Genomic DNA, 14781 nt, shown 5'->3' on the forward strand with positions numbered 1-14781 from the left:
TTTTTAAGTCATCACTTTCATGAGCTTTCTTAACCTCCTTAAAATCTTCTTCAGACCAATTAGGTATTTTCTCGATTTCATTAGAAGTAACTGTATAACGTACTCCTCCGGTAATATCTTCTTTTTTTCTATATTAAAATTAGAATTCTGCAGAAATTTTTCTGCAGTTGTTGCATAATTCGTAGGAGTAGATATGTGATATTCATATTTATATTTCTCTGCTTCTTGTTGTATATTACTGAGTTCTAAATATAATTTAGGCTCATTATGGTTAGTAATTGAAAATGCAGAGTTATAATCCAATATTTCACATCCTGCAATTTCCGGAGTTGAAATAGGTTGCAGTGTCGTATTCAATAAATTATTAATTGATTTAAGTTCTGATTCGTGTCTATGATGAATAGATGATTTTATAATATCTTTTAACTCCTGATTAAGTAATTTGTTATATATACCTATGACATATTTTTTAGCAAATTCATTTTTTCTAGCTTCATCTGCTTCTTCACGAGATGAAAATGTGTATTCTTTAAAGTTACGGATAAAGCTTATTGCTTTGTAGGGTCAATAATATTTTTATATATTATTTCTGCATTTTTTAAAGCATATATACCACAATTAACATCAACACCCTTACTAGTTAAATGTCCTCCTTGTTCTTTTGAGTTTATTTACAATGGGTTTTACAGTTTGACCATTAGAATACATTTCTGCCGCTTTCTGAATATCTTTTGGACAATCACCTCCCATAGAATCTTTATAAAGTAGTACCACTTGATCCTTTCCGTCTTTTAAAATAGCAAAACTTGTCCAATGTCCTATCCCTCCAGGTATATTATAAATTCCTATTATAGGCTTATCTAATACCGGAAATTCGTTTGCGATATTTTTTATATTTGTGTCATTATCTTTATCCTTGTCACTATTTTGATCTTCAACGAAAATTTTAAAATTTACTTTTGTTTTATCTATCAATTGAGGGCTAATTGCATCAAAATCACTATATTGATAAAGATAAGGAAGAATGTTTGGTTTACTAATTCTTTGATTATAAGCGTTTTTCTTATCTTCTAGGTTGGGGGCATTTTGTGGACCGGGCTTGTCATTTTTTTTCTTATTTAGTTGTTGTTTTTCCAAAATAAGACGTTGAAGAAATTCTACCGATATATCAGGATGCCTTAATAGCTCCTGGTATAACCCATCTCCTGAAAGATTTTTTATGGTATTTTCTTGTGCATAAACAAGGTCTGCTTTTGTTTTTTCAAAAGCTAAGTTTTGATTTTCAAGTTGTTTCACTGCATCGTTTTTTTCAGCTTGCAATTTTTTTATTTCCTCTAATGCCGCATCAAGTGTAGTAGGTACATTTAGTTGTATTGTAGAAATGATAGGCTGTATTTGTGCTGCAGGAAAGGTGGAGCCATAAATTGCAGCAGCAATTATCTTGTTCCTAGGTTCATTTTTTTCCTCACCTTCACTAGAAGAAGTGTCAGCTGTCAATTTCTTTTGTCTCTGTTTTTTTAAAGGTTCATTTTCTTTATCTTTTCTCTGTTCTTTCTTCGGATTTATTTTAAGCGGGGTATCCTTAATCTTTAATTCCCCTTTTCCAATATATCTTACTATACCGTTGATTGCTATTTTCTTCTCCTGTTCTGATAAAGCGTTATATTTTTCATATGCTGTTTTACCTAGAAAATCTTCTAACCAGTCAGGATTTTTTCTTATAGCATCTATTAAAGCCCATTCATATCCTACTCCATTTCCTCCTCTAGTAGTAATATTAAGCGGTATTAAGTGTTTTTGTTTATTCTTATCGGTAAAATGAAAATCTACATTTTTCGTTTCTTTATTTATAACTAAATCACAACTAATACAACAAAGTTTAGATAATCCTATGTATATTTCTTCACTTAATTGATTATTACGGTCTTGAAGTTGTCCTTTTATATACTGTATTATTCTCATTTCAGCATGAGCTTTATCACTAAGTGGACCATCTAATACAATTTTATATGGTTGTTTTATAGCTTCAATAATTGAAGGGGCAAATTTTTTACTTGCATCAATAGTATCAGGGTTTAATGCATCTTCTAATTTCATCAAATCTCTTCTAGCTCTAGCTACTGCCTTAACTACTTTTGGACTTGCACTGGTTACTTTACAGACTTTTTGTTGAACCTCTTGATTATTATTCGGATATTTTTCTAGTTCTTGCAAAATGCGTGGTAATATATCCTTATGTTCACTATTATTTTTATAATAATATTGTGCAGCATCTAGAAGTAGCTCTTTTCGTTGAGTAGATAGATTTTGTTGTTGTAGAAAATTTTTTTGCTCTTCTTTAGGTAAAGCTGTGTAAGTAGTATAATCTTGTAAATATTTAAAAACTTTTGCGGTATGTGTCTCAATTTGTTCAACTTTCCTTATGTTAACACTAGAATTATGTAATTCGTTGAACGCTACTAAAATTTGTTTGCCGTCAAAACATACGGCACTACATTGGCTATTATATTGAATTAATCTACCTAAGGCATCAAAGCGTCTATTTTGTAAAGGAGTATCATTTTCTTTTATAATCTTTGAGTTAAGTCGAATACGGAAAGCATGTGCAAAATTCTGCAGATTTGAGTTGTTGTTGTCATTTAATAGTCCCTGGGTAGGATTCTCTTCAGCAAATCCAACATGAAATGCCATATAAGGAACAAGTTCTTTTGGAATAATCTTTTCTGTTTTACCTGCTAAAACCGCTAGAACTGCTAATTTTTCAAAACTTTCATCAAGGGCTTCATTATTATTTTTGTGCATTTCGTTATAACATTTAGTAAGGAATTTTAAGGCATCTATAGATATAGATTCGCTTAATATAATATCTTTTAATAAAGTCTCTCTCGGTTTTTTATTTCTTATGAGTTCCTCTACTGTTTGGCTATCTACATATTTAACAAACTCTGCTTTTAATCTTTCTTTCCGTGTATTTGTTAGATTTGCCATATATTTGCCATATAAATATTATTTTATAATTTTAATTATTTTCTCCTAAAGCCTCAACGCTTTCCTCAAATATTGAATTATCAATATCATTACCGTCTATTAAAATCGTCATGTTACCTGGAATGCTTTTTAAGCTTTCCGCACCCAAATTGGTTATGTTATTATCTCTTAGGTCTAATTCCTTTATATGTTGTAGGTGATCTTTGTGATAAAGAAATACTGTAGCAAGATAGGCGGCTCCTAGATCTCCTAATTTAATGTTCATAAGAGCTAATTTTTTTAGAGAATTGTTTTTTTGTAGCATGTTTGCTATTGCTCCAAAACCTAGATCTCCTATTTCAATATTATTGCTTATTAGTAAAGTTTCTAACGCTTTATTTTCGGTTAATGCAGTAGTAAGTTCTTTTATATTATTATGGGTTAAATTATTGTCATTAAGATTTAGAGTTTTTAACCATGGATTTAATCTTAAAGCAGATGCTATATATTTTATTCCATCCCCTAAGTTATTTTTGTTTAAATCTAAAGTGTCAATGGGGGTTGAGGTTAAAAATCTTCCAATTACTTTTGCACTTTTTTCGGAGATTCTTGTTTCATTTAATATTAATTCTTTAATATATTGATCAGCCATTAAAGCATGAAGTAATTTTATGACTCCCTCGTTTCTAAGGTTATTATACCCTAAATTTAACGACATTAATTTTGCACTGCTAATATTATTTGCGATAATTTCTATCCCTTCGGCAGTAATATTAATTTGTCCTATATCTAAGGATTTTAACGGTAGTTTTGAATGAACCAACTCACTAATAATTGCTGCTCCTTTATTTCCTACTTCACTAACTACCTAATGCTAAAGAACTTAAATTAGGGTGATTTTTAATAGCATCTATATAGAATTTAAAGATAAATATTCAAGGGAGGTATTATCTGCTAAAGCATCGATAAGAATTTTTATTTTTTCACTATCTAAAGAAGTAGAATTCAGGTTTAAATGTGATATTTTATTTAACTTTACAATTTTGCTTAGATTTTTTATATCATCGTTACTAAGTTTGCTGCCATATAAATCAATTTCTTTTACTACAGTATTTTTTTCTAAAGTTTTAATTACAATTGACAAAAAACTACTATCTTCTTCATAAGGTAGCTCTATACAAACAATTTCAGGATCATTATTCTTAATTTTCTGCAACAATAAATCATTTCGGCTGAGGTCAGTTTTTTGTCTTTTGGGAGACTCATCTTTTTTAAAATCATCTATGCTAGGTAAAACTGTTTGTTCTAAAGGACGTTTTAAATCTTCTCTCTTCTTTAACTCTTGTGCCACTTCTTTCATATTAAACTCTTGTTTTAAATTAATAATATTTTTCTAATTCTGTATTTCTATTTTAGAATTATTAATAAATAACTAAATTTTTTAATATTTTTTAACTTATATTTTACCCTTATGAGATTATACTGATAATATCTTCTAATATATTTAAGTAATTAAGTTAGATATGGTTTGAGAATTGTACGAAATTTTTAATTTTGCAGTGAATGGAAAATATGTTCTGATTAGCAACGTAAATTGATCTTTCATGATAAGACTCCATATTAAGCACTAATAAGCCAAACATAACTATAAATATTATTGCCATTACAATAATCTGACAACAAAAATAATAATTTATCCTGACTTTACACTTTACTAGGAAGCTAAGCTAGACGAGTATTTATTTTTAAAATAAATCATAAGATATTTATATAAGTTAACACATAAATTAACTATTCTCAAATGTAATCTAAATAAAAAGTAATATAATTTAATAAACTGTAACTTTTTTAGTTGCAGCTGGCTATTCCACTTCCAATGATGAAATGCCTTTAATTGGGTAGCGGCACCACTATGTACAGTACCGGACAATTTTTAAAAAGCCCTCTATGTCATCTCTGCAAGGCATTGCCCGCGTGGATACTGAAGGTCGTCATTGCGAGGAGGTGTTGTTGCGTGGATCAATTTCGCCTCTGTCATCCCGTGGTCTGACCACGGGATCCAGTTAAAAATACTAAAATTATTAGTATTTTTTATTGTTTTTATGGACCCCGTGGTCAAGCGAACTAGGTGACACAGTAGGTTTTACCGGTCTACGCAACAATGCCTTGCGAGGAGCAAAGCGACGTGGCAATCTAGAAAATAATCAAAAAAATTCTGGATATCAGAATTTTTAACTGGATTGCTTCGTCAAAACTTACAGTTTTTCCTCGCAATGACAACCTTCAGTATCCACGCAGGCAATGCCTCGTGGGAATGACATAAAATAAAAATTGTCCGGTACTATGACTACATAGTTACTAATATATTTAAAATTAAAAAATTATTTTGTTATTGCAATTTTTTAATTTTTACTGTAATTGTAATCAACTAACTATTAACAATAAATTAAGAAACAACTTTTTATGGAAGATATAAGCTCTTGGAAAGAAAAGTTTGAAGTTTGCGTTTATGCTAAAAAACTACTTGATAAACTTGAATATTTAAACACTAAAGTAAAAAATCCTGTTGATATATAGAGGAAGTTAAAAAAGGTATCTACTATGCTCGTAAATATCACGGTTCTCAAATGCGTCAATCCGGCGATCCTTATTATTCGCACCCGATTGAGGTGGCAATTATGCTTGCGGTATTTGTAGCTGAAGAAGCTCCTAAACTTTATACTTCTAACATGATAAATGCTGCTCTACTTCATGATACTATTGAAGATACAGAACTTACCGAAGAAGTCATAACTACAAATTTTGGGCTAGAAGTTGCAAACCACGTAGAGGGTTTAACTAGAATCAAGTGCAGAAGAAAGCCTCAATTTATTAATTCAGCAAAAAAGATATGATACAGCTCTCATAAAATTATTTGATAGAATCCATAATATACAAACATTAGGAGCTAAATCACCTGAGAAAATAGAAAAGATACTGAATGAAACTCTTAAGGCTTTTCTAATTATTGCTGCTTATCTTGAGATATATAGCATAGAAAAAGAGCTGATTAGGCTTACTAAAGTGTACTGCTTAAAGCCTAAAAACGCTATACCTTTTGGGGATAATTCCCAGCTACTATCTCTAATCCTCTAAAATGATTTATACCAAATATATACCCTAATGAGACTGGAAGCATAACAATTAATAATCCCCAATGATTAAATAATTTTATTAAATAAATCATTCCAAAAGAAGTAATTGCGTATATTAAGGCACGAGCTGCTGCATACATAAAAGTACTATATGTAAATCTTTTAAAAATTGGTAAATGCTTAAAAAATATAGCAGCAGCCGGTTCTACTCCCGGAGCGAATGCTACTAAAATGACTGAATACACAGTAAAGTAAAAGGAGTTTTAACGCAAAATATCAATAGGTATGGACATATTAATACAAAAACCAAAAACATTATTGATACAAATTTTAGAATTTTTAAAGGATGTATTTTATAGCTTAAGTAAAGTAATACAAAAAAACTGGCTAATTCTGATAATGAGACAATAAAATTATGATTAATAATTTGCTCTGGATTATATAATTAAACGAATGTTTTAAAATATCGCTACAATGTACGTAAACAAAGTAGAAACATATAGGCCATACACAATTTTATTAAAAATATAGCAAAAGCCGTTTTCTTATTAACTTTTTCATTCCAAACTACACTAGTTTTTAAAATTTCAGGATCCTTGTTAATCTCAATCATAGCTTTTGTTAGTCTAAGCTTTGCGTTAACAAACTCAGGTGTTTCTCGAAGTTGTTTTCTTGCTACTGTTCCAACTAAAGCAACTACAGCTCCAATAACAAAAATAATACGCCAATTAATACCTAGAGAGAGTATTAACGATGCTACCCCTAATGCACAGCTTGTGCCAAAAGTAGAAAAACCAGCTATTAATGAGACGATAGGATATTGTATTGGAGGAGCAGTAATTTCCGTTAAATATAATTCTGCCCCAACTTTTTCACCCGTCGATGACATACCCTGCACTATACGACATAATGTAAATATTAAGGCTGCTGTAAATCCTATTTCTGCATATGTTGGAACAACCGCTATAAGTAAACACGAAAGTGCCATTAAGAAAGTTGTAATTATTATTGTAGTTTTTCTTCCTATATTATCTACCTATCCAACCGAATATTAAAGCTCCTACCGGTCTAAAAACAAAAGTAGCACAGAAAGAAAAAAGCAGCAAGAAGAGAATGAGTATACGGGTCTGATTTAGGGAAGAAAAGCTCGTTAAGAAGTACTGCCATATGCACATACAGCATAAGATCAAAATATTTGTTAAATTTCTTTGCTCTTTCTCATAGCCACGCATAAATTCTTTACAAAAAATTAAATTGTAAAGAAAATTATACTGTTTTATATAAAAGTCAATAGGAATTTTCGCTTTATACGATAAATAAAGAAATGAAGTGCAACTTAACCTACTTCATATACTAATGCGTTGATCTTATGTGAATATGACATAACCTCACCGATAGTGGAAAACTAAGACCTACTAAAAACCAAGTTAAATAAAATTTATAGCCCAAATATTGTTTGAATAAATAATTAATATATTCAATCAAAGCTACTGAAGCGACAATTATAGTTAAATTAATAAAACGATTTAATTTTGATTGAGGAAGATCAAAATATTTATAAAACAGCCCCCAAGAAATAGTAAAACCGAGTAATCCCCAAAATACCGTCCATATCCAAGCAAGACAATTCACCTCAATAATTTTAAGATAAGCTACCATAGGCACGGTTAATAGCCATAAAAATGCTCCAAACATATAAGGATATTTTTGAATAATCTCTTCTTTGGTTAAACTATATATAACAGCAATAACCATTATTCCGATTGTTATAGATGCAATAATATCAACCGGGTAATGATAGCCCTTATAAATCAGCGAAAATCCCATGCCGGTTAAAATCACCACTATTATTATTCTTAATAAGGAATATCTCTAATATTCGCAAAAAACCAACCGTAAAATACTACGCCACTGCTCATATGACCGCTAGGGAAAGCAAAACCTTTAATATTTAGAGCAGGATTTAAAGGTATTTCAAATGTATATTTTAATAATATATTTAAAATTGTAGTGAAAAGTAATACACAAATAGCTTGTGCAAATAGTTGCCTCCTAAATATAGTAAATCCGAGGAGTATTATAATAATCTCATAACAATATTCTTATCCAAATAACAAGAAAAATTTTGTTAAATATTGAAAAAAAATATCCTTATTCATTGCTTTACTTAATTTTATTTATATATAATCGAAGTTATCATAAATAATAAGCTATAGATATGAAAAATATTTTCTGCAAATTTGTATTTGCTATTTTCTTATGTTTAATAAATTTACAACTAATTGCTGCAAGCTTTAACGAAAAAATACCTTTATATTTTAAATTAACTAACGAAAATCTGTTAGCAGGGCAAAATTCGTTAAATATTGACCTTTGCGACTCTAGAATTAAAGAATGGTGTACAAAACCGCAAAGAGAGCTAGGGCTTAACGGAAAAAGAATGAATGATTACATATCTATTTCGCCTGATATTAAAGGAGAATGGCGATTTGGCTGGTGGTATAACATAAATTTTACTCCAGAAAGCAATTTTGCAGCTCATCAAACTTATAAGATTACTATCGAAGATTATATATTTCCTCATTTTATCAGTCTAAAAAGTAATAATATAAGTTTTACAACTTTACCTCTACTTCCTGTTATTAAAGAAATGAATTATCTACAGGATAATATCGATATTTCCAAAAAATTCGTTCAAACTAAAATAGCCTTTAACTACCCTATAGAGCCTAAAACTTTAGAGGAAAAAATAGAATTTATAAAATCTTCAACCAAGAAAAAATTACCGTTTTCTATCAAATTCAACACGGATAATACGGAAGCTACGATTATTACTAATATACCACCGCTTACAGATAAAGAAGATACTGTTTCTGTAATTATAAAAGACGGTGTTAAACCTCTATATGGCGGAGAAATTTTCACATATAAAAATGTAGAAGATCAAAATAATAAGACGCCGAATAATATAAGATATTCTTATAAAGAAAATGTATTAATTCCAAGTCTATCCTCATATTTAAAAATCACTAATAGTACTGCTACAATTGTTAAAGATGATAAGCTAAAACCGGAACAGATAATTATAATTACTACAAATACACCGGTTTCGGGTGAGGAGATAAAAAAACATTTAGAGTTATTTTTATTACCGCAAGATAAGCCGGCTTTCTTAGGAGTTGCAGGCAAAAAAAACTATAAATGGCAAAGTCCGAAAGAAATAACGGATGATATTCTAAAATCGAGTGAAAAAATAAATTTTGAACTTTTACCTTCCGTCCCAAGCATTACTACTATGCATAGCCTTAAAGTAGATACCCTTACCTCAAGAACTTTGCTTATTAAAGTCAATAAAGGTGTTAAAACATCAGATAATTTAACACTTGGCTCAGATTACTCTCAAATAGTACAAATACCCGATAATCCTAAAGAAGTTAAGCTAATGTCTGACGGTTCTATTCTTTCATTAGCTGGCGAAAGAAAGCTTCCCGTATATTCACTTGGCATAGATAAATTATATGTAGAAATCGATAAGATTAATCAGCAAGAAATTAATCACTTAATCAGCCAAACAAATAGATATAATATTTTCCAAAACCCAACTTTCATAAATGAATATAATTTTAATGAGTATAATATTTCTGAAGTATTTCAAGAGGAAGTAATAGTTAATTCCCCAAATTTAAATTTACCTAATTATACTGATTTAGATTTCAGCAAATATTTTAATTTAGAAGAAGCAAGTAGCTATTCTAAGGGATTATTTCTAGCAAAAGTTTATGCTAAAGACAACAATAATAACATTATATCTCAAGATAAAAGATTAATTTTAGTTACCGATCTTGGTTTTATAGTAAAAACCGATAAAAGCGGAACACATCATATCTTTGTTTCTTATATCAGTAACGGTAAACCGGCCGGTGGCGTTAAAGCAGATATTATAGGACTTAACGGTGAGGTGTTAGTAAGCGGCAAAACCGATAGTAAAGGACATGCCGTTTTATCAAATATAAATGATTTTACAAAAGAAAAAACTCCAGTGGCTTATATATTAACTACTAAGGATGATTTTTCGTTTATGCCGTATAGTAGAATTGATAGGCAAGTTAATTATTCTCGGTTTGATGTAGCAGGAGCCGTTAGTTCCGATCAAGGGTTAAAAGCTTATTTATTTTCCGATCGTGGCATCTATAGACCAAGCGAGCAAGGCCATATAGGTATTATGCTCAAACAAACCAATTGGCAAGGAAAATTTGACGGCTTACCTTTAGAAATACAAGTAACTAACCCTAGAGGAAAAGTAATAGATAAAAGTAAAATAGCTCTAGATACAGAAGGATTCGGCGAATATTTATTCTCAACGCTTGATGATTCCTTAACCGGCTTATATAATATAAGCTTATATTTAGTAGGAGATAAAGGCACAAATAACTATCTTAATAGCGTATCTGTCAGGGTTGGTGATTTTCAGCCTGACCGCATGAAAATAAACATAAACTTCAATAACTCACAAGATGAGCTATGGACGAATCCAAAAGATCTTAAAGCAAATGTTAATCTTATAAATCTTTACGGCACTCCTGCAGCAAATAGAAAAGTCAGCGGCTTTATTGATATTAGACCTACCGAGTTTTTCGTACCTAGCTTTAAAGAATATAAATTTTATAGTAACAAAGGAAATAAAGAGTTTTTTAACGAACGTTTAGGAGATATTACTACAGACTCTACAGGTACGGCAAATTTTGACCTTAACCTTGAAAAATATTATAACGCTACTTTTAATCTAACATTTTCGGCGGAAGGATTTGAGCCTGACTCAGGAAGAAGCGTAAACGCAAGCAAATCGCTTATAGTTTCACCTCTGCCTTATATTATAGGATTTAGAAGCGATAGCGATCTAAAATATATTAAGAAAAAAACTACTTCAGCAATAGAATTCATAGCCATATCAAATAAAGCAGAAAAAGTAACTGCACCTAATTTAACTCTTAACTTAAAAAAGATTAATTATGTAAATAACTTAGTAGCAGATAGTAACGGTAATTATTCTTACAGTTCAGTACCTATTGAGACTAATATATCTTCTGACAAAGTTAATATCACAGCAAATGAAAGTTATATTTATAAAGTGCCTACTAAAGAAGCAGGCGATTACGTTATTTACTTAACTGATAAAGAAGATACAATCTTTGCTCAAGCTGAATTTTCGGTAATAGGTGAAGGAAATGTTACAGCTAATTTAACAGACAAAGCAAATTTAAAAGTTAAACTTGATAAAGATGATTATAAAGCCGGCGATAACATTCTTTTAAATGTTATAACTCCTTATACAGGTTATGGATTAATTACTATCGAAACAGATAAAGTACATAATTTTGAATGGTTTAAAGCTGACGAAAATAATAGTATTCAAGAAATAAAAATCCCTGACGGTTTTGAGGGTAAAGGATATGTAAATGTACAATTCATAAGAGACATAGAAGCTACGGAAATCTTTATGTCACCGTTTAGCTATGCAGTAGTACCGTTTACTGCGGGCATTTATAAACATAAACAAGATATTGAATTAACGCTTCCTGCAAAAATTAAATCAGGCGAAAAATTAACAATTAATTATCGCACTGCAACCCCAGGTAAAATCATAATATTTGCCGTTGATGAAGGGATATTATCATTTGCTGGTTATCAGACTCCCGACCCGCTTAATTACTTTATTAACGATAAAGCCTTGGAAGTCCGAACATCACAAATCATGGATTTAATATTACCTGAGCGTCCTTTATTAATGAAAGCTTATATGGCGGCTCCTGCCGGAGACGGTTTTATAAATGTCGCTCGAAACCTTAATCCATTTAAAAGAAAAAGCCAACCTCCGGTAGCATTTTGGTCAGGAATTTTAGAAGCAGATCTTGATGAGAGAGAAGTCACATTTGACATACCGAGCTATTTTAACGGCACTTTAAGAGTTATAGGGATAGCCTCAAGCCTTGACTCTATAGGAACTTCCAAAGCTGATTTATTAGTCCAATCCGATCTTATTATCAATCCAAATTTACCTTTATTTGTAGCTCCGAATGATGAATTTACAGTACCGGTAACAATATTTAATAACCTAAAAGATTCAGGAAATGCTCAGGTTTTTCTAAATATTGAAACAAGTGAAGGACTTAAAATATTAGATTATCCTAAAGAGATACCGATAGACGAAAATAAGGAAGCTACTATTAATGTTAAATTAAAAGCGACTGATAAACTCGGTTCAGCAGATTTAAAGGTTGTGGCTTCTATAAATCACCTAAAGCCGGGTATAATATCTATGGCAGTAGTGCATAGCTCCGAATTAACTAGTACTACGAGCGTTCGCCCTGCTAGTCCGAGCGTTACAACAGTTGATACAGGCTTTATTACAGACAACAAAGCTAATTTAAAAATCTTGCGGGATTTATATCCTGAATTTGCTAAGCTGCAAATTTCCGCTTCTAAATCACCGCTAGCTATTATTTCCGGCTTTAAAGATCTCCTAGATAATTATCCTTATGGTTGCACTGAGCAATTAATAAGCCAAAATTTTGCTAATGTTTTATTATATGATGAACAAGAGCTAGTTCAGATTCTTAAAACTGATCGTAAAAAAATGGATGAATCATTATCGAAAATATTCCAAACTTTATCGGAACGTCAAAATTATGACGGTGGATTTAGATATTGGAACAATTTTAATGACGATTCCGATCCATTTATTTCCGTTTATGCTATGCATTTCTTAAGCGAGGGAGCAACTAGATATTTAGCCGTTCCAAGTGATATTTTTAATCAAGGTATTTACTACTTAGAGAATATGGCGAATAGATCAATCAGCTCTTTAAATGAAGCAAGAGAAAAAGCATATGCGGTTTATATCCTGACAAAAAATAGCGTTATTACTACAAGCTATATTGCAAATATTTTAAAATATTTAGACGAGTACCATAAAAATACATGGCAGGATGATTTAACTAGCGTTTATTTAGCCTCTAGCTATAAAATGCTGCAAATGAATGAAGAAGCGGATAAATTATTAGATAGATTTACTCTAAATAAACCTATATCAAAAACAGACTATCAGTATTATAATCCTCTAATAAAATATAGTCAGTATTTATACTTAATTTCTATGCATTTTCCGGAAAAGTTGAAAAACTTTGACCCAAAAATTGTACAGGATATCGCTCTTTTTGCTAAGGGTAACTATAATAGTCTATCAGCAAGCTACGCCATTATGGCAAGCCTTGCATATGCTGATAAGATAAATAATGTAGATGAGGCTACTATTAAAGTAACCTCTAACGATAAAGAAGTTACTTTAAAAGGCGATAAAGTGATGATTGCTGAGCTGTCGGTAGAAAATAAGGATATCGACTTAACATCCTCAAGTAACGGCTTCTTCTATCAGCTTCTAACTTCAGGCTATGATAAGCAATTAACAGAAAATAAAGAGATAGTTAAAGGCATAGAAATAACCAAAAAATATCTCGATGAAAATAATAAAGAGATTAGCAAAGTAAAATTAGGTGATAATATTACGGTGGAAATCACCATGCGTTCAGGTAGTAATAAAACCTTGAGCAATATGGTGATACTTGATTTATTACCTGCAGGCTTCGAGCTTTTACCGGATAACAACAACGTAAATATATTAGAACGCACGCAAGAAGTAATGATATGGAAACCGATATATATAAATAATCGTGATGATAGAGTTATGATTTTCGGTACTATTTCTGATCAAAAAATGACGTATCAGTATAAAATCAAAGCGGTTAATAAAGGCATATTCGCAACTCCCGCTATTTACAGCGAAGCTATGTATGACCCTCATACCTATTATCGCGGCACTATAGGAAGCATCATTGTGGAGTAGTGTTCCGCATGGTTTGTTTTATGTTATTCCCGTGAAGCATTGTTGCGTAGACCGGTAAATGCTCTCTATGTCATTCCTAGCTAAAAGCACAAGAATCTTATTATACAGCTTTAGACCTTAGTGAAGATTCTAAGTTTAAACTCGGTATATATTACAAAGTGACGAATTTATCGGAGCAGAACCATAATGAATTTGCTCTCAACTATATATAGTATTATTTATCAGCTATATAAAATGCATTATTCTTATGAGTTAGGTTACTTTTAGCAATCTCAAGCAGAATCTAAATTCGCCTTTAAAAATTCCGGAGCAAAATCTGCCCCGTTAGACCAACTAATAGTTTGCAATTCTTCATCTATCGTCACTTTATTAAATAAATTTTTATCTTGAAGCGGTTCAAAAATTGAGCCTTTAAGATGTGGATATAGGTTTATAATACCTTTTGTTCCATCATCAAAAACTAATTCTAAATAATAATCATCTATATAACTTACAGATATTACATGCAACATCTTTACTCCAATGGGGCTATAGAATTTAATGGTTCACCATTTTGTGTTTTATTCCAGTTATCTATTAGTTCTTCTTTATGGATATTTAACCATTCTATAACTAATTGCAAAGCTCTTTTAGGAAATTTACCTTCTAATATTTTACCGTTTAGTGAAATTATTACTTCATAATCACCATATTTAGCATGAAAATGAGGAGTATTATGGTCTCTATAGTACATCATAATTATTATCCCAAAAAAACGACTAATTACCGGCATAATAATTT

8 protein-coding genes and 4 pseudogenes are annotated in these 14781 nt (G+C 30.8%); 2 read left to right on the top strand and 10 right to left on the bottom strand.

Going from position 1 to position 14781, the window contains the following annotated elements; translation table 11 throughout:
- Positions 1-3: 3 nt before the first annotated feature.
- The 5 genes and pseudogenes from BN1174_RS01120 to BN1174_RS12910 form a co-directional block, all read right to left on the bottom strand.
- Entirely contained in the window at positions 4-357 is a 354-nt protein-coding gene (locus tag BN1174_RS01120) for a hypothetical protein (protein ID WP_040255890.1), read from the bottom strand.
- Positions 358-1416: 1059 nt separating this feature from the next.
- Positions 1417-2988, bottom strand: a pseudogene (locus tag BN1174_RS12525) (hypothetical protein); the annotation flags it as partial.
- 31 nt (positions 2989-3019) lie between these two features.
- Positions 3020-3292, bottom strand: coding sequence for a hypothetical protein (locus tag BN1174_RS12905; RefSeq protein ID WP_040257824.1), 273 nt, complete (start codon positions 3290-3292; stop codon positions 3020-3022).
- 237 nt (positions 3293-3529) lie between these two features.
- Positions 3530-4186: pseudogene (locus tag BN1174_RS01145) on the bottom strand (leucine-rich repeat domain-containing protein); the annotation flags it as partial.
- Between the two features lie 783 nt (positions 4187-4969).
- A pseudogene (locus tag BN1174_RS12910) lies at positions 4970-5135 on the bottom strand (tRNA lysidine(34) synthetase TilS); the annotation flags it as partial.
- Between the two features lie 295 nt (positions 5136-5430).
- Between BN1174_RS12910 and BN1174_RS11305 the strand changes: the two are divergent.
- Positions 5431-6102 (top strand): annotated as a pseudogene (locus BN1174_RS11305) (HD domain-containing protein).
- Here the strand turns inward: BN1174_RS11305 and BN1174_RS12535 are convergent.
- The 3 genes from BN1174_RS12535 to BN1174_RS08255 all read right to left on the bottom strand — a co-directional run bounded on the left by BN1174_RS12535 (position 6056) and on the right by BN1174_RS08255 (position 7946).
- Positions 6056-6346 carry a hypothetical protein gene (locus tag BN1174_RS12535; protein WP_052454710.1) on the bottom strand — a complete coding sequence of 97 codons (291 nt, stop codon included), beginning with the start codon at positions 6344-6346 and terminating at the stop codon, positions 6056-6058. The pseudogene BN1174_RS11305 and the gene BN1174_RS12535 overlap by 47 nt on opposite strands.
- 224 nt (positions 6347-6570) lie before the next feature.
- Complete coding sequence (locus tag BN1174_RS12540) at positions 6571-7089, bottom strand: MFS transporter (RefSeq protein WP_040255891.1); 519 nt, start codon at positions 7087-7089, stop codon at positions 6571-6573.
- A gap of 365 nt (positions 7090-7454) precedes the next feature.
- Positions 7455-7946, bottom strand: coding sequence for a phosphatase PAP2 family protein (locus BN1174_RS08255; protein WP_231555716.1), 492 nt, complete (start codon positions 7944-7946; stop codon positions 7455-7457).
- Positions 7947-8319: 373 nt separating this feature from the next.
- Here BN1174_RS08255 and BN1174_RS01170 point away from each other — a divergent pair, with 373 nt between their 5' ends.
- Positions 8320-14001, top strand: a complete 5682-nt coding sequence (locus BN1174_RS01170) for an alpha-2-macroglobulin family protein (RefSeq protein WP_040255892.1) — start codon at positions 8320-8322, stop codon at positions 13999-14001.
- Positions 14002-14273: 272 nt separating this feature from the next.
- Here the strand turns inward: BN1174_RS01170 and BN1174_RS01175 are convergent, their stop codons facing one another.
- Both BN1174_RS01175 and BN1174_RS01180 read right to left on the bottom strand, forming a co-directional pair.
- Complete coding sequence (locus BN1174_RS01175) at positions 14274-14513, bottom strand: DUF2442 domain-containing protein (protein WP_040255893.1); 240 nt, start codon at positions 14511-14513, stop codon at positions 14274-14276.
- A gap of 2 nt (positions 14514-14515) precedes the next feature.
- Entirely contained in the window at positions 14516-14773 is a 258-nt protein-coding gene (locus BN1174_RS01180) for a DUF4160 domain-containing protein (RefSeq protein WP_040255894.1), read from the bottom strand.
- Positions 14774-14781: the final 8 nt, after the last annotated feature.

Source organism: Rickettsia hoogstraalii (assembly GCF_000825685.1).
Classification (GTDB): domain Bacteria; phylum Pseudomonadota; class Alphaproteobacteria; order Rickettsiales; family Rickettsiaceae; genus Rickettsia; species Rickettsia hoogstraalii.